14 protein-coding genes, 4 tRNA genes and 1 riboswitch are annotated in these 16127 nt (G+C 59.9%); of the genes, 14 read left to right on the top strand and 4 right to left on the bottom strand.

All coding sequences use genetic code 11. The features are described 5' to 3' along the window. The first annotated feature begins 15 nt into the window (after window positions 1–15). The 5 genes from astA (at window position 16) to astE (ending at window position 5358) form a co-directional block, all read left to right on the top strand. The gene (gene astA, locus HX792_RS21420; protein ID WP_176997959.1) at window positions 16–1041 is read left to right on the top strand and encodes an arginine N-succinyltransferase; all 1026 of its coding nucleotides are present in this window, start codon (window positions 16–18) and stop codon (window positions 1039–1041) included. Beyond that, window positions 1041–2507 carry a succinylglutamate-semialdehyde dehydrogenase gene (gene astD, locus HX792_RS21415; RefSeq protein ID WP_176997958.1) on the top strand — a complete coding sequence of 489 codons (1467 nt, stop codon included), beginning with the start codon at window positions 1041–1043 and terminating at the stop codon, window positions 2505–2507. Before astA ends, astD begins: the two co-directional genes overlap by 1 nt. A gap of 173 nt (window positions 2508–2680) precedes the next feature. After that, window positions 2681–4027: an N-succinylarginine dihydrolase gene (gene astB / locus HX792_RS21410; protein ID WP_176997957.1), complete on the top strand. Its 1347-nt coding sequence runs from the start codon at window positions 2681–2683 to the stop codon at window positions 4025–4027. A 24-nt stretch (window positions 4028–4051) separates the two neighbouring features. Next, a complete protein-coding gene (locus HX792_RS21405; RefSeq protein WP_003214319.1) occupies window positions 4052–4342 on the top strand; it encodes a hypothetical protein in 291 nt (96 codons plus the stop codon). Window positions 4343–4353: 11 nt separating this feature from the next. Continuing rightward, window positions 4354–5358, top strand: a complete 1005-nt coding sequence (astE, locus tag HX792_RS21400) for a succinylglutamate desuccinylase (protein ID WP_176997956.1) — start codon at window positions 4354–4356, stop codon at window positions 5356–5358. Between the two features lie 121 nt (window positions 5359–5479). Here the strand turns inward: astE and HX792_RS21395 are convergent, their stop codons facing one another. Continuing rightward, window positions 5480–5989, bottom strand: a complete 510-nt coding sequence (locus HX792_RS21395; RefSeq protein ID WP_176997955.1) for a 6,7-dimethyl-8-ribityllumazine synthase — start codon at window positions 5987–5989, stop codon at window positions 5480–5482. Between the two features lie 113 nt (window positions 5990–6102). After that, window positions 6103–6272, bottom strand: a riboswitch (FMN riboswitch). 190 nt (window positions 6273–6462) lie between these two features. Between HX792_RS21395 and ltaE the strand changes: the two genes are divergently transcribed. The 8 genes from ltaE to mgtE all read left to right on the top strand — a co-directional run bounded on the left by ltaE (window position 6463) and on the right by mgtE (window position 14206). Then, window positions 6463–7467: a low-specificity L-threonine aldolase gene (gene ltaE / locus HX792_RS21390; protein WP_176997954.1), complete on the top strand. Its 1005-nt coding sequence runs from the start codon at window positions 6463–6465 to the stop codon at window positions 7465–7467. Window positions 7468–7613: 146 nt separating this feature from the next. Further along, window positions 7614–10232: an alanine--tRNA ligase gene (alaS, locus tag HX792_RS21385; RefSeq protein ID WP_176997953.1), complete on the top strand. Its 2619-nt coding sequence runs from the start codon at window positions 7614–7616 to the stop codon at window positions 10230–10232. Between the two features lie 97 nt (window positions 10233–10329). Beyond that, window positions 10330–11571, top strand: coding sequence for an aspartate kinase (locus HX792_RS21380; protein ID WP_024076998.1), 1242 nt, complete (start codon window positions 10330–10332; stop codon window positions 11569–11571). A gap of 176 nt (window positions 11572–11747) precedes the next feature. Further along, on the top strand, window positions 11748–11936 hold the full coding sequence (gene csrA / locus HX792_RS21375; RefSeq protein WP_003175645.1) for a carbon storage regulator CsrA: 189 nt from the start codon (window positions 11748–11750) through the stop codon (window positions 11934–11936). A gap of 62 nt (window positions 11937–11998) precedes the next feature. Beyond that, window positions 11999–12089, top strand: a tRNA-Ser gene (locus HX792_RS21370). Window positions 12090–12197: 108 nt separating this feature from the next. Continuing rightward, window positions 12198–12274, top strand: a tRNA-Arg gene (locus tag HX792_RS21365). Window positions 12275–12346: 72 nt separating this feature from the next. After that, window positions 12347–12423, top strand: a tRNA-Arg gene (locus HX792_RS21360). Between the two features lie 340 nt (window positions 12424–12763). Further along, a complete protein-coding gene (mgtE, locus tag HX792_RS21355; RefSeq protein ID WP_176997952.1) occupies window positions 12764–14206 on the top strand; it encodes a magnesium transporter in 1443 nt (480 codons plus the stop codon). Window positions 14207–14373: 167 nt separating this feature from the next. Here the strand turns inward: mgtE and HX792_RS21350 are convergent, their stop codons facing one another. The 3 genes from HX792_RS21350 to HX792_RS21340 all read right to left on the bottom strand — a co-directional run bounded on the left by HX792_RS21350 (window position 14374) and on the right by HX792_RS21340 (window position 15503). Next, complete coding sequence (locus HX792_RS21350) at window positions 14374–14700, bottom strand: Arc family DNA-binding protein (RefSeq protein ID WP_024076996.1); 327 nt, start codon at window positions 14698–14700, stop codon at window positions 14374–14376. Window positions 14701–15085: 385 nt separating this feature from the next. Then, window positions 15086–15265 carry a PA3371 family protein gene (locus HX792_RS21345; protein WP_176997951.1) on the bottom strand — a complete coding sequence of 60 codons (180 nt, stop codon included), beginning with the start codon at window positions 15263–15265 and terminating at the stop codon, window positions 15086–15088. Between the two features lie 10 nt (window positions 15266–15275). Continuing rightward, a complete protein-coding gene (locus HX792_RS21340; RefSeq protein ID WP_176997950.1) occupies window positions 15276–15503 on the bottom strand; it encodes a hypothetical protein in 228 nt (75 codons plus the stop codon). Window positions 15504–15830: 327 nt separating this feature from the next. Here HX792_RS21340 and HX792_RS21335 point away from each other — a divergent pair. After that, window positions 15831–15907, top strand: a tRNA-Arg gene (locus HX792_RS21335). Window positions 15908–16127: the final 220 nt, after the last annotated feature.

Genomic DNA, 16127 nt, shown 5'->3' with positions numbered 1-16127 from the left:
GTCTGAGGAGATAGCATGATCGTTCGTCCCGTACGCAGCAGCGATTTACCGGCCCTGATTGATCTGGCGCGCAGCACCGGCACCGGCCTCACCACCTTGCCGGCCAACGAAGAGCGCCTGACCCATCGGGTTGGCTGGGCGGAAAAAACCTTTCGTGGCGACGCCGGGCGTGGCGATGCCGACTACCTGTTCGTGCTGGAAAACGACGAAGGCCGTGTGGTGGGCATTTCTGCCATCGCCGGTGCCGTCGGCCTGCGTGAACCTTGGTACAACTTCCGGGTGGGCCTGACCGTCAGCGCCTCCCAGGAGCTGAATATCTACCGCGAGATTCCGACGCTGTTTTTGGCCAACGACCTCACCGGCAACTCCGAACTGTGTTCGTTGTTCCTGCACGCCGATTACCGCACCGGCCTCAATGGCCGCATGTTGGCCAAGGCGCGCATGCTGTTCATCGCCGAATTCCCGCAGCTGTTTGGCAACAAGATCATCGCCGAGATGCGCGGTGTGTCCAACGAAGCGGGGCGTTCGCCGTTCTGGGAAAGCCTGGGTCGTCACTTCTTCAAGATGGAATTCAGCCAGGCCGACTACCTCACCGGCGTGGGCAACAAGGCGTTTATCGCCGAGCTGATGCCGAAGTTTCCGCTGTACAGCTGCTTCCTGTCCGAAGACGCGCGCAACGTGATCGGCAAGGTCCACCCGGACACCGAGCCGGCCCTGAGCATGCTCAAGAGCGAAGGCTTCAGCTACCAGGGCTACGTCGATATCTTCGACGCCGGCCCGGCCGTGGAGTGTGAAACCACCAAAATCCGTGCGGTGCGCGACAGCCAGTCGCTGGTGTTGGCCATCGGCACGCCGGGGGACGACGCCACGCCGTTCCTGATCCACAACCGCAAACGCGAAGAGTGCCGTATTACCGCCGCACCGGCCCGCCTGGCAGCGGGCACCCTGGTGGTCGATCCGCTGACCGCCAAGCGCCTGCAACTGGTGGTCGGTGATCAAGTGCGTGCCGTACCGTTGTCCGCTGCTCGGGAGTCCAAGTAATGAATTCGCTGTATATCGCAGGTAGCTGGCTGGCTGGCCAGGGTGAACTGTTCGAATCGCGCAACCCGGTGACCCAGCAGGTGCTGTGGACGGGCAATGGCGCCACGGCCGAACAGGTTGAGTCCGCCGTGCAGGCCGCACGCCAGGCGTTCCCGGCCTGGGCCAAGCGCCCGTTGGAAGAACGCATCAGCGTGCTGGAAACCTTCGCCGCTACCCTGAAACAACGCGCCGATGAAATCGCGCGCTGCATCGGTGAGGAAACCGGCAAGCCGCTGTGGGAGTCGGCCACTGAAGTCACCAGCATGGCCAACAAGATCGCCATCTCGGTGCAAAGCTACCGCGAGCGTACCGGCGAGAAGAGCGGCCCCCTGGGCGACGCCACTGCGGTGCTGCGTCACAAACCCCACGGCGTGGTGGCGGTGTTTGGTCCGTATAACTTCCCGGGTCACTTGCCTAACGGGCACATCGTGCCGGCGTTGCTGGCGGGCAATACCGTGCTGTTCAAGCCCAGCGAGCTGACCCCCAAGGTTGCTGAACTGACCGTGCAATGCTGGATCGAAGCCGGTTTGCCGGCGGGCGTGTTGAACCTGCTGCAGGGCGCGCGGGAAACCGGTATCGCCCTGGCGGCCAACCCGGGTATCGACGGGTTGTTCTTCACCGGCTCCAGCCGTACCGGCAACCACCTGCATCAGCAGTTTTCGGGGCGGCCGGACAAGATCCTGGCCCTGGAGATGGGCGGCAACAACCCGCTGGTGGTGGATGAAGTGGCTGACGTGGATGCGGCGGTCTATACCATCATCCAGTCGGCGTTCATTTCGGCAGGCCAGCGTTGCACCTGCGCCCGTCGCCTGCTGGTGCCGGAAGGCGCATGGGGCGATGCGTTGCTGGCGCGCCTGGTGGCGGTCAGCTCGACCATTGCAGTGGGTGCATTTGACCAACAACCGGCGCCGTTCATGGGCTCGGTGATTTCCCTCGCGGCGGCCAAGGCATTGATGGAGGCCCAGGAATTGATGCTGGCCAACGGTGCGGTCGCCTTGCTGGAAATGACCCAGCCCCAGGATCAGGCGGCGTTGCTGACCCCCGGCATCATCGACGTGACTGGCGTGACCGAGCGTGAAGACGAAGAGCTGTTTGGCCCGCTGCTGCAAGTGATTCGCTACGCGGGTTTCGAAGCAGCGATTGCCGAGGCCAACAACACCCAGTACGGCCTGGCCGCGGGTTTGCTGTCGGATTCCGAGGCGCGCTACCAGCAGTTCTGGCTGGAAAGCCGGGCGGGGATCGTCAACTGGAACAAACAGCTGACCGGCGCCGCCAGTACCGCGCCGTTTGGTGGGGTAGGGGCGTCGGGCAACCACCGCGCCAGTGCGTATTACGCGGCGGATTATTGCGCGTACCCGGTGGCGTCGTTGGAAACCCCAACCCTGGCGGTGCCAGCAACCCTCACCCCTGGCATTACGCTGCCCTGAATGTGGGGGCGGGCTTGTGTGGGAGCTGGCTTGCCTGCGAAGGCATCACCTCGGTTTTATCATAGACCGAGTCGTCCGCATCGCAGGCAAGCCAGCTCCCACAGTTGATCGGGTTAACAGTTACAGATCTGCACTAGATGCCTATAAAAACAGATGTTCGTGGAGCCTCGCCGATGAAATCCTATGAAGTCAATTTTGACGGTCTAGTGGGGCCGACCCATAACTACGGCGGTTTGTCCTTCGGCAACGTCGCGTCCCAGAGCAACAGCCAGCAGCATTCCAACCCCAAGGAAGCGGCGTTGCAGGGCCTGCAAAAAATGAAAGCCCTGATGGACATGGGGTTTGTGCAAGGCGTATTGGCGCCCCAGGAACGTCCTGATGTGGCCGCCTTGCGCAGCCTTGGCTTCAGCGGTAGTGACGCGCAGGTGATCCAGCAGGCGGCCAAGCAAGCCATGCCGCTGCTGGTGGCAAGCTGCTCGGCGTCGAGCATGTGGGTGGCCAACGCCGCCACGGTCAGCCCGAGCGCCGACACCGCGGATGGCCGCGTGCATTTCACCGCCGCCAACCTCAACTGCAAATACCACCGCAGCATTGAGCACCCCACCACCAGCCGCGTGCTGGGGGCGATGTTTGCCGATCAACAGCACTTCGCCCACCACGCCGCCTTGCCCGCTGTGGCGCAGTTTGGTGACGAAGGCGCAGCCAACCACACGCGTTTCTGCCGTGAGTACGGCGAGGCGGGCGTGGAATTTTTTGTGTTCGGCCGCAGTGCGTTCGACCCGCGCTACCCGGCGCCGCAGAAGTACCCGGCGCGCCAGACCCTCGAAGCGTCCCAGGCCGTTGCGCGCCTGCACGGGCTGAAGGATGACGGCGTGGTCTACGCCCAGCAGAACCCGGCGGTGATCGATGCCGGCGTGTTCCACAACGACGTGATCGCCGTGGGCAACGGCGAAGTGCTGTTCTATCACGAGGACGCGTTCCTCAATACCGAACAGATGCTGGGTGAACTGCACGCCAAGCTGGGCAAACTGGGCGGCAACTTCCAGTCCGTTTGCGTGCCGCGCGCCCAGGTCAGCGTCGAGGACGCGGTGCGTTCGTACCTGTTCAACAGCCAGTTGCTCAGCCGTGCCGACGGCTCGATGTTGCTGATCGTGCCGGAAGAATGCCGCGCCAACGAGCGCGTCTGGCAATACCTGCAGGGCCTGACCGCTTCCGGTGGGCTGATCCGCGAAGTGAAGGTGTTCGACCTCAAGCAAAGCATGCAGAACGGCGGTGGCCCGGCGTGCCTGCGCTTGCGCGTGGCGTTGAACGAAACGGAACTGGCGGCGGTGAATCCAGGCGTTATCATGACCGCGCCGTTGTACGAAACACTGACCCAGTGGGTAGGCAAGCATTACCGCGACAGCCTGCGCGAAAGCGACCTGGCTGACCCGCAGTTACTGCTTGAATGCCGGACGGCACTGGATGAACTGACGCAAATCCTTAAACTGGGCTCGGTTTATCCTTTCCAGATCAATTAACGCCATACGGCTGAGAACATAGTTATGACCACCGACACCCTGAAGCTGATCCTTGAAGACACCGACGGCACCCAGCTGGAAACCTCTTGCACCCGCGTCGCCGTGGTGTGGCAGGGCAAGGAGATCTGGATCCAGCACGACGGCCGTGGCCAGCTGCTGATCGGCGTGGACGTGGAAGAAGGCGACGCCGAGTACGCCAACCTGCTGATGCGCCCCCTGGCGACCAACCTGATGAGCCTGCAACTGGAAATGGAACCGGCTGACGTTGAAGGTGACGACGACGATCACGTCCACGGCCCAGGCTGCAACCACTAAGGAAGCTGCTTATGCTCGCCCTCGGCAAACTGCTTGAACTGACCCTCGCCGGTCGTGAACCGGCGCAAAAAATTCAACTGACTGTCGACGGCGTGCAGATGCGCTGGCTCAGCGAGGGCGCGCTTGAAGTGCGCCCGCCGCAGGGCCGAGACAACGGCAGCGACTTGCTGCTGTCGTCTGGCATCCATGGCAACGAAACCGCGCCGATCGAACTGCTCGACCGCCTGTTGCATGGCATTGCCCGTGGGGAGATCAAGCCCCGCAACCGTATCCTGTTCCTGTTCGGCAACCCCGAGGCCATGCGCCGCGGCGAGCGATACCTGGAACTGGACGTCAACCGGCTGTTCAACGGCCGTCACGAACAAAACATCGGCCCGGAGGCCATGCGCGCCGCCGAGCTGGAGCAACTGGCCCGGACCTTCTTCAGCCTGCCCGACCGCTCGCGCCTGCATTACGACCTGCACACGGCGATCCGTGGTTCGAAGATCGAGCAGTTCGCGCTGTACCCGTGGAAGGACGGCCGCCAGCATTCTCGCCATGAACTGGCCCGCCTGCGTGCCGCCGGTATGGAGGCGGTGCTGTTGCAGAACAAGACTTCCATTACTTTCACTGCATTTACCTACGAGCAGCTGGGCGCAGAAGCCTTCACCCTGGAGTTGGGCAAGGCACGGCCGTTTGGGCAGAACCAGGGCGTGGACGTGTCTCGCCTGGAGACGCGCCTCAAGCAGATCATCGAAGGCACCGAGCCCGAGACCGACAGCCTCGACGGATTGAAGCTGTTTGCCGTGTCCCGCGAAATCATCAAGCACAGCGATGCCTTCCTCCTGCACTTGCCGGCGGATGTGGAAAACTTTTCGGAATTGGAAAAGGGCTATTTGCTGGCCGAAGACGTGGCCAAGACCCGCTGGGTGATCGAGGAGGAGGGGGCGCGCATTATCTTCCCGAACCCGAAGGTCAAGAGCGGTTTGCGGGCGGGAATTCTGATTGTGCCGACCACGGATGCGGGTTTGGCGTAGGTCTCTGACGGCTTCTCGCGATCCCTTGTAGGAGCTGGCTTGCCGGCGATGCAGACACCTCGGTCTATGCGTAAATCGAGGTGATGCAATCGCCGGCAAGCCGGCTCCTACACGGTGTGGTTTAGACCGCTACAGCCCGTGGCTCGCTGCGACGGATGGCACGCACTTTGTGCAGCGTGTCGGCACAGGTGCGAGCCGCTTCCTGGCCCTTGTGCACGAAGTGATCGAAGAAGAAGGTGTGGTGCTCGCTGCCCGCGTGGAAGTGGTGCGGGGTCAGGGACACGGAGAACACCGGCACTTCGGTTTCCAGCTGCACTTGCATCAGGCCACTGACCACCGATTGGGCGACGAATTCGTGACGGTAGATGCCACCGTCCACTACCAGTGCGGCCGCGACGATACCGGCGTAACGGCCAGTCTTGGCCAGCAGCTTGGCGTGCAGGGGCATTTCAAAGGCGCCGCCGACTTCGAAGAAATCAATGTCCGATTCCTGGTAGCCCTGGGCGATCATTTCGGCGAGGAAGCCTTTACGGGATTGGTCGACAATATCCTTGTGCCAGCAGGCCTGGATAAACGCGACGCGCTCGCCGTGATGGTTTTTGCTTTTGCTGTCGATTGCGGTGGGTTGCATGTTCTGACTCCTGTTTAAGAAAAAAACAGGGCGTTATGAATCGAATGGGATTTAAGGGTACGGACAGCGTCGTCATGCAAGCATGAGGTCGGCGCGCGGCCCTTAGGTGCCAATCCCGTTCTCTCTTCATCCGGACTATGACCGTCGGCCCCGGGATCACACCGGGTCTGCTGACCTTGTCGCCGTCCTGCGTGAGCAGTTCGAGGCGCCAAGCGCTCGCGGGCTATACACATTGCGTGTAATTACCGCCGGTGGGGAATTGCACCCCGCCCTGAGAACGTTGCCGCCAGAACCCTGGCGGCGGAGAGTTTTTAACACGGTTTTTCAAAAACTGCACCACCGCTGTATCGATAAGCTATATCGGTTTATTTGGTTGGTATTCGATTGAAGCTGTTCAGGGCTTGATATTCCGTGGCTTTGCCCGCAGTAATCTGTTTCAAAAGGAACTTACTCATCCCTCAGAGGCTTGTTTCATGTCTGTGATCGACCTGCGCAGCGACACCGTGACCCAACCCACCCCCGGCATGCGGGACGCCATGGCCAATGCCGCCAGCGGTGATGACGTGTACGGCGAAGACCCCAGCGTCAACCACCTGGAGGCCGAGCTGGCCAAACGCCTGGGTTTTGCCGCTGCGTTGTTCGTGCCCACCGGCACCATGAGCAACCTGTTGGCGTTGATGGCCCACTGCGAGCGTGGTGAGGAATACATCGTCGGCCAGCAGGCCCACACCTACAAATACGAAGGTGGCGGCGCGGCGGTGCTAGGATCGATCCAGCCCCAGCCGCTGGAGGTGCAGGCGGACGGCTCGCTGGACCTGGACCAGGTGCTGGCGGCGATCAAGCCTGACGACTTCCACTTCGCCCGCACGCGTCTGCTGGCCCTGGAAAACACCATGCAAGGCAAGGTGTTGCCGCTGGAGTACCTGGCGAAGGCGCGGGCGTTTACCCGTGAACACGGCCTGGCCCTGCATTTGGACGGTGCGCGGCTCTACAACGCAGCGGTCAAGCTGGGCGTGGATGCGCGGGAAATCGCCCGGCATTTCGATTCGGTGTCGGTGTGCCTGTCCAAGGGCCTCGGCGCGCCGATTGGCTCGGTGCTGTGCGGCTCCACGGCGTTGATTGCCAAGGCTCGACGCCTGCGCAAGATGGTCGGCGGTGGCATGCGTCAGGCCGGCTCGCTGGCGGCGGCGGGGCTGTATGCGCTGGATCATCAGGTGCAGCGCCTGGCCGACGACCACGCCAACGCCCAATGGCTGGGGGATGAACTGCGTAAGGCCGGTTATGAAGTAGAGCCGGTGCAGACCAACATGGTCTACGTGCAGATCGGCGACCGGGCGCAGGCCCTGAAGGCGTTTGCCGCCGAGCGTGGTATTAAGTTGAGCGCCGCACCGCGCCTGCGCATGGTCACGCATCTGGACGTGAGCCGGGCACAGATGGAGCAGGTGCTGCAGACATTTGTCGAGTTTTCCCGAAAATGACAGTGCAGACCGTCTAATTGACTGTTTCTATCGCATAAACACGCTGTACCACCGGCAAAGGGCCGATATAATGCGGCCCTTTGCCGTCGCTCCGTCTGATGATGTTGCGCACTGGCCTTTGGCCGCAGCCTCCGTGGAAGAACCTAATGAAAAGCGCAGAAATCCGTGAAGCCTTCCTTCGCTTCTTCGAAGAGCAAGGTCACACCCGTGTAGCCTCCAGCTCCTTGATCCCAGGCAATGACCCCACCCTGCTGTTCACCAACGCGGGCATGAACCAGTTCAAGGACTGCTTCCTGGGTCAGGAAAAACGTGCCTATACCCGTGCTGTCAGCAGCCAGAAGTGCGTGCGCGCCGGTGGTAAGCACAACGACCTGGAAAACGTCGGCTACACCGCCCGTCACCACACCTTTTTCGAAATGCTCGGCAACTTCAGCTTTGGCGATTATTTCAAGCAAGACGCGATCAACTTCGCCTGGACCTTCCTCACCGGCGTGCTGAAACTGCCGAAGGAAAAACTCTGGGTGACCGTCTACGCCAGCGATGACGAAGCCTACGACATCTGGACCAAGCAGGTCGGCGTACCGGCCGAGCGCATGGTGCGCATCGGCGACAACAAAGGCGCGCCGTACGCCTCTGACAACTTCTGGACCATGGGCGATACCGGCCCGTGCGGCCCTTGCACCGAGATCTTCTACGACCACGGTGCCGACATCTGGGGTGGCCCACCGGGCTCGCCGGAAGAAGACGGCGACCGTTACATCGAGATCTGGAACAACGTGTTCATGCAGTTCAACCGCACCGCCGATGGCGTGTTGCATCCACTGCCAGCGCCGTCGGTGGACACCGGCATGGGCCTGGAGCGGATCAGTGCGGTGATGCAGCACGTGCATTCCAACTACGAGATCGACCTGTTCCAGAGCCTGCTGGCCGCGGCCGCCAAGGCCATCGGTTGCGCCAACGAAGAACAAGCGTCGCTCAAGGTGGTGGCTGACCACATCCGTTCCTGCGGTTTCCTGATTGCCGACGGCGTGCTGCCGTCCAACGAAGGCCGTGGCTACGTGCTGCGCCGCATCATCCGTCGCGCCTGCCGCCACGGTAACAAGCTGGGCGCCAATGGCAGCTTCTTCTACCAGATCGTTGCGGCCCTGGTGGCCGAGATGGGCGACGCGTTCCCTGAGCTGACCCAGAACCAGGCGCACATCGAGCGCGTGTTGAAGGCCGAAGAAGAGCAGTTCGCCAAGACCCTGGAGCAGGGCCTGAAAATCCTCGAGCAGGACCTCGCCAACCTGCAAGGCTCCGTGGTGCCGGGCGACGTGGTGTTCAAGCTCTACGACACCTACGGCTTCCCGATGGACCTGACCGGCGACATCGCCCGTGAGCGTAACCTGACCCTCGACGAGGAAGGTTTCGAGCGCGAGATGGAAGCCCAGCGTGTGCGTGCTCGTTCGGCCAGCTCGTTCGGCCTGGACTACAACAGCCTGGTCAAGGTTGACGTGGCCACTGAGTTCACCGGTTACAAAGCCACCAACGGTTCGGCCAAAGTGGTTGCCCTCTATAAAGAAGGCCAGTCGGTCGACGTCTTGAATGAAGGTGACGAAGGCGTTGTGGTGCTGGACCAGACGCCGTTTTACGCCGAATCCGGTGGCCAGATCGGCGACTGCGGTTTCCTCAAGGCAGCCGCTGGCCGGTTTGATGTGCGCGACACCACCAAGACCGGTGGCGCATTCCTGCACCACGGCGTGCTGGCTTCGGGCAGCCTGACCGTGGGTTCGCCGGTAGACGCTCAAGTGGACGCAGACGTGCGTCATGCAACGTCGCTGAACCACTCGGCCACTCACTTGCTGCACGCTGCACTGCGCCAGGTACTGGGCGAGCACGTTCAGCAGAAAGGTTCGTTGGTCGACAGTCAGCGCCTGCGTTTCGACTTCAGCCACTTCGAAGCGATCAAGCCTGAGCAGATCAAGGCGCTGGAAGACATCGTTAACGCCGAGATCCGCAAGAACACGGCGGTTGAGACCGAAGAGACCGATATCGAGACCGCCAAGGCCAAGGGTGCCATGGCGTTGTTCGGCGAGAAGTACGGCGACAGCGTGCGCGTCCTGAGCATGGGCGGCGATTTCTCGGTGGAGCTGTGTGGCGGTATCCACGCCAACCGTACCGGCGACATCGCTTTGCTCAAGATCATCAGCGAAGGCGGTGTGGCCTCCGGTGTACGTCGTATTGAAGCGGTGACTGGCGCTGCGGCCCTGGCCTACCTCAATGCGGCCGAAGAACAACTCAAGGAAGCGGCCAGCCTGGTCAAGGGCAGCCGCGACAACCTGATCGACAAGCTGTCCGCTGTGCTGGAGCGCAACCGTGCGCTGGAGAAACAGCTGGAACAGTTGCAAGCCAAGGCGGCCAGCGCTGCAGGCGACGATTTGTCGGCTTCGGCGGTGGACGTCAAGGACGTGAAAGTCCTGGCTGCGCGCCTGGATGGCCAGGACGGCAAGGCGCTGTTGGCCTTGGTCGATCAGTTGAAGAACAAGCTCGGCCGCGCAGTGATCCTGCTCGGCGGTGTCCATGAGGATAAGGTCGTTCTGGTTGCCGGTGTAACCAAGGACCTGACTGGCCAACTCAAGGCCGGTGATTTGATGAAGCAAGCCGCTGCGGCAGTGGGCGGGAAGGGCGGTGGTCGTCCGGACATGGCGCAAGGCGGTGGTGTAGACGCAGGCTCCCTGGACGCGGCCCTGGCCCTGACCGTGCCGTTTGTCGAGGCAGGCATTTAAGGCACCGTTAATGAGCCCATGGTCTAGTCATGGGCTCGCTGCGGTGCTGCAAGATTTGTTTATTGGGCGCCCCTTTACGGGCTGAGGCGGCTTAGAAATGGCTTTGATCGTACAGAAATTTGGAGGCACCTCGGTCGGCTCTGTCGAAAGAATCGAGCAGGTCGCCGACAAGGTTAAGAAATTCCGCGATGCCGGCGACGACCTGGTGGTGGTGCTGTCGGCCATGAGCGGTGAGACCAATCGCCTGATTGACCTGGCCAAGGCAATCAGCGGTGATCAACAGCCGCTGCCGCGTGAGCTGGATGTGATCGTGTCGACGGGTGAGCAGGTGACCATTGCCCTGTTGGCCATGGCGCTGAACAAGCGTGGCGTGCCAGCGGTGTCCTACACTGGCAGCCAGGTACGCATCCTCACCGACAGTGCGCACACCAAGGCGCGCATCCTGCAGATCGACGATCAGAAGATTCGTGCGGACCTGAAGGAAGGTCGAGTGGTGGTTGTCGCCGGTTTCCAGGGTGTCGACGAGCAGGGCAACATCACTACCCTTGGGCGTGGCGGTTCGGACACCACTGGCGTAGCGCTGGCAGCAGCCTTGAAGGCTGATGAATGCCAGATCTACACCGATGTCGATGGCGTCTATACCACTGACCCGCGTGTGGTGTCCGTGGCCCAGCGCCTGGACAAGATCACCTTCGAAGAGATGCTGGAAATGGCCAGCCTCGGTTCCAAGGTGCTGCAGATTCGCGCGGTGGAATTCGCCGGCAAGTACAACGTTCCGCTGCGCGTATTGCACAGCTTCAAAGAGGGTCCGGGCACCCTCATTACTATTGATGAAGAGGAATCCATGGAACAGCCGATCATTTCCGGCATCGCTTTCAACCGCGATGAAGCCAAGCTGACGATCCGTGGCGTGCCAGACACCCCGGGCGTGGCCTTCAAGATCCTGGGCCCTATCAGTGGCGCGAACATTGAGGTCGACATGATCGTGCAGAACGTTTCGCACGATAACACCACCGATTTCACCTTCACCGTGCACCGCAACGAGTACGATGCGGCGGAGCGGATCCTGCAGAACACCGCGAGCGAGATTGGCGCTCGTGAAGTGGTCGGCGATACCAAGATTGCCAAGGTGTCGATCGTGGGTGTGGGCATGCGTTCCCATGCCGGCGTTGCCAGCCGCATGTTCGAGGCGCTGGCCAAGGAAAGCATCAACATCCAGATGATCTCCACCTCGGAGATCAAGGTCTCGGTGGTGATCGAAGAGAAGTACCTGGAGTTGGCTGTACGCGCTCTGCATACCGCGTTTGAGCTCGACGCTCCGGCCCGACAGGGCGAGTGATGCAGTGCCAGGAAGGCGCGGTTTACCGCGCCTTTCCTTTTTTTGTGGGGCGCATGTTCTTTTGCGTGGGCTCGACAATACTTAGGCGGATAGGGCTATGGCCTTTTTGGTTGTAGGTCGAAGGCCTTTTTTTTGCAGACTGTTGTTCCTGAACTGAAATGCGTGAGGAGAAAGGTATGCTGATTCTGACTCGTCGGTGCGCAGAAAGCCTGATTATCGGTGATGGCGAAATCACCGTGACCGTGCTCGGCGTCAAAGGCAATCAAGTACGTATCGGGGTTAACGCTCCGAAAGAGGTAGCGGTCCACCGCGAGGAAATCTACCTGCGGATCAAGAAAGAGAAGGACGAAGAACCAAGCCTTTAATTTTTATCGTTTTTTATGTTTGCAAACGGGGATGAACGTGGTTAATATACGCCCCGTGTTGCGGAGAGCTGGCCGAGTGGCCGAAGGCGCTCCCCTGCTAAGGGAGTACACCTCAAAAGGGTGTCGGGGGTTCGAATCCCCCGTTCTCCGCCATTATTTGCTTAGTACGTTGCAATCTGGTTTTTTCGCTAAGTTGTTGAAATTAAACGAAAAAATAGCTTTACATAGAGATTGAACGGCCTATAATGCGCGGCAACAAATGCACTCGTAGCTCAGCTGGATAGAGTACTCGGCTACGAACCGAGCGGTCACAGGTTCGAATCCTGTCGAGTGCACCATTTAAGAGTCAGTTGCAGCAATGCAGGTGACTCGGCTTCAACCAGTTGTGATCTGGTCTAAAAACACAATCTGCACTCGTAGCTCAGCTGGATAGAGTACTCGGCTACGAACCGAGCGGTCACAGGTTCGAATCCTGTCGAGTGCACCATACAAACAAAAAGCCCGCCTAGTGCGGGCTTTTTGCCGTCTGGGGTTTGGGTAGGATTTCATCTTTTTATCCTGCCCTCATGTGTTTTCCTCCTCGGCTGCGTCGTCGCAGTTCATAGATGCAGCCAATGCTCAGCTTTGGCTCGCAAGCGCTTGTTCTTTCCAGTTTTTTGACGTTAAAAGCGCGCGCAGCGTGTATCATTGCGCCCGTCAGCCCCGCCGGGGCTTGTGGAATACCTCCATGGACTTACCCAGTAGTTACTCAGTACCCCGCTTTACCAATCATGAATTGACTGATTGATCCTTCCGGCGTGCCCCGCTGCTGGGAGTGGAGTTCGCCTATGACCGAAGTAGAAGTAAAGAAAACACAAGAAAGCCTGCAGGATCGCCTGGCTCAAGTCATCGAGCTACTGCAGCGCCAGCGCGTGGTCGAAGACCTCACGCACCGCCAGGAAGGTCCGAACCACGACCGCGTCGAAAACCTGGTCCACCGGCAAAACCTCGTCGAGCTGCAACGCAAGCTCGATGATCTGCACTCCGCCGACGTTGCTTATATCCTTGAAGCCTTGCCGCTTGATGATCGACTGACCCTCTGGCAGTTGGTCAAGGCTGATCGCGACGGCGACATTCTCCTCGAAGTATCCGATTCGGTTCGTGAAACCCTGATCGCCGACATGGACGATCACGAACTCCTGGCTGCCGCCAAGGAGATGGACGCTGACGAACTGGCTGACCTGGCCCCAGAGCTGCCGCGTGACGTTGTCCATGAGCTGATGGAGGCCCTCGACGGCCAGCAGCGTGAGCGGGTGCGTTCCGCCTTGTCTTACGACGAGGATCAGGTCGGCGCGCTGATGGACTTCGAGATGGTCACCATCCGCGAAGATGTCAGCCTGGAAGTGGTTCTGCGCTACCTGCGCCGCCTCAAGGAGCTGCCGGGCCATACCGACAAATTGTTCGTGGTCGATTACGAGGGCATCCTCAAGGGTGTGCTGCCGATCAAGCGTCTGCTGGTCAACGACCCTGAGAAGAAAGTTGCGGACGTCATGGCCAGTGATCCGGTGAGCTTTCACCCGGACGAAGACGCCTACGACGCCGCCCAGGCGTTCGAGCGTTATGACTTGATCTCGGCCCCGGTGGTCGACAAGAACGGCAAGCTGATCGGCCGTCTGACCATCGATGAAATGGTCGACCTGATTCGTGAAGAAAGCGAAACCGAAGTCCTGAACATGGCGGGTCTGCGTGAGGAGGAGGATATCTTCGCCTCCGTCTGGCGCTCGCTGCGTAACCGTTGGGCGTGGCTGGCGATCAACCTGATCACTGCATTCATCGCTTCGCGAGTCATTGGTCTGTTTGAGGGCTCGATCGAGAAATTGGTGGCCCTGGCGGCCCTGATGCCAATCGTGGCAGGTATTGGTGGTAACTCGGGTAACCAGACCATCACCATGATCGTGCGCGCCATGGCGCTCGACCAGGTGAACACGGGCAACACTTCACGCCTGATGCGCAAAGAGTTGGCGGTTGCGCTGATCAATGGCGTGGTGTGGGGCGGGGTGATCGGTATCGTGGCCTACTTGCTGTATGGCAGCTGGTCGCTGGGTGTCGTGATGACCGCCGCCATGACGCTCAACCTGTTGCTGGCTGCGCTGATGGGGGTGCTGATCCCCATGACCCTGGCGCGCCTTGGGCGTGACCCTGCAATGGGGGCCAGCGTGATGATCACGGCCATGACCGACAGCGGTGGCTTCTTCATCTTCCTGGGCCTGGCCACGATCTTCCTGCTTTGACCTTCCTGGCAAGCCAGCTCCCTGTAGGAGCTGGTTTGCCAGCGATCGCATCCCCTCGGTCTAACTGACAGGCCGCATCGCCCGGATCGCCGGCAAGCTGGCTCCTACAAAAAATCCCACGCAAAAAAAAAGCCAGCACATGGCTGGCTTCGGCTTTCAGTTGCAGATCAATCGGCTTCTGCGGCCGCTTCAACGTCGTGCGCGATAAGCGAGACGAGAGCATTTTGCTGGCGGTGGGAGAGCTGACGAAAACGCTGCAGCAGTTCGCGTTCGTGCAGTGACAGCTCTGGGCTGTCCAGGCGCATGCTCAACTCTTCGCCCAACGCACCTTCCTGAATGAGGCTCTGTTCCAGGCGCGCGATGATTTCGGAGTTCATGCTGCGGTGATGATTGCGAGCCACCTCGGCAATGCGTTCCCGCATTCCGTCTGGCAGACGTACGACGAACTTGTCAGCCGTACGGCTGGAATAAATTGCCTGTTTCAATGGGCGCATATATTTAACCGGTTAGTTCAGGGGAGCGGTTTTTGGAATTGGCCGCAAGATGAGTGTTAAGACAAGACTCACGACCAAAGTTCAACCCGAATTGCAAAGAGGCCGCATCATGCCTCAGATTTGACAGTTCCTTGGCGTCAATTCTGTGACAAATATTGAACTGCCTAAAGGCTTTATGCCAGCACTGATTTGCATTTTTGCGGACTGGTTGGAAAACTTTTCCACGAGTCATTCCCCAAGGGAACTTCCCGTAAGTCCAGGCCACCACAGGGTTTGAGGCCGCACATCCTATAGCAATATGGCCTTTTGCCCTTAATTTTAAGACTAGTGGCAATTTGCCGATTTACTAGGGCGGGGCGACATAAGGTAGGTGCGGGGGAGGCGGTTAGCGCAACACAGGGTCGAATTTGAATCGGCGGCCAACGATGAGCGACAGCACCAACAGGCTGGCAAACACACCTGCGACGACGAATGCAGTGGTTTGCTCATCCTGGGCTGATGCGCTCATGCCAAACACGCCTGCCGCGAGGGTCAGGCCTAGAAACAGCCATGCAGACTTTGTCATCGCAGTTACCTCAGAAAACCCAGTGTTCGGAGACAGGAGCGGCTTGGACGTCCTGGTTCACACGGATCGGCGTTTGCACGCCAGGTGTCATCACTGCCAGTTGTGGCCGCTGTTGGAGGTGATGCTGCACTGCTTGGCTGATTTGCCCGGCATCATCCGAATTGGCGGACTGGAAATGGAACATGACCAGTGCTGCCAAGGCTACCGCATTAAGGGTCAACAGGAGGGCGCTGTTCATGTTCTTGTTCTCCGCAGTGGCTGGGCCGGATGAGGTCTGTCTGTAGGATAAGTATTGCAGTCCTCGTGCCAACCTTTTAGATCAATAAAATCAATAGGTTATAGATGTTTATGGGTGCCTTTGCGTTGCATTTTGCAAGACGGGCAAATCGCAGGATTGCATTTTGCACGACGCCACAAAGTGCCCGTGTTTACTGGGCGAGGCACGGTCCGGCCGAGTAAGGAGCGACCTACACTCAAAAAGCCCACGGATGACATGACAAACGCCGACCCGGCCGTTAACATGCACGCCGTCCGTCGCCGCCCGCTTGGCAGGCGCCTGTCATTTGTCCCAGTAGCTCAATTGGATAGAGCATCCCCCTCCTAAGGGGAAGGTTGGCCGTTCGAACCGGCCCTGGGACACCAGATTCAAAGCCCCGCACAGACTGTTCTGGCGGGGCTTTTTTGTGGGCGCGTGGCAACATCGCGTCGAACCTTGCGGGCGATCAGGGTTCACAGCCAGTGCACCATCTATTTATCGCAACCGGTGTACCTCCCAGGCGAGCAAGCGGCGTCTGAGTGATTAAGCAAAAAATACCCCGGAAACAGCCGATACCGCCTGTCCGGATCCGGCAACCCCGGACTA

Origin of the sequence: Pseudomonas sp. B6002, from assembly GCF_013385985.1 — a bacterium.
Lineage (GTDB): Bacteria > Pseudomonadota > Gammaproteobacteria > Pseudomonadales > Pseudomonadaceae > Aquipseudomonas.
The sequence above is the reverse complement of the archived record's forward strand: the minus strand, read 5'-3'. Positions and strand labels throughout refer to the sequence as shown.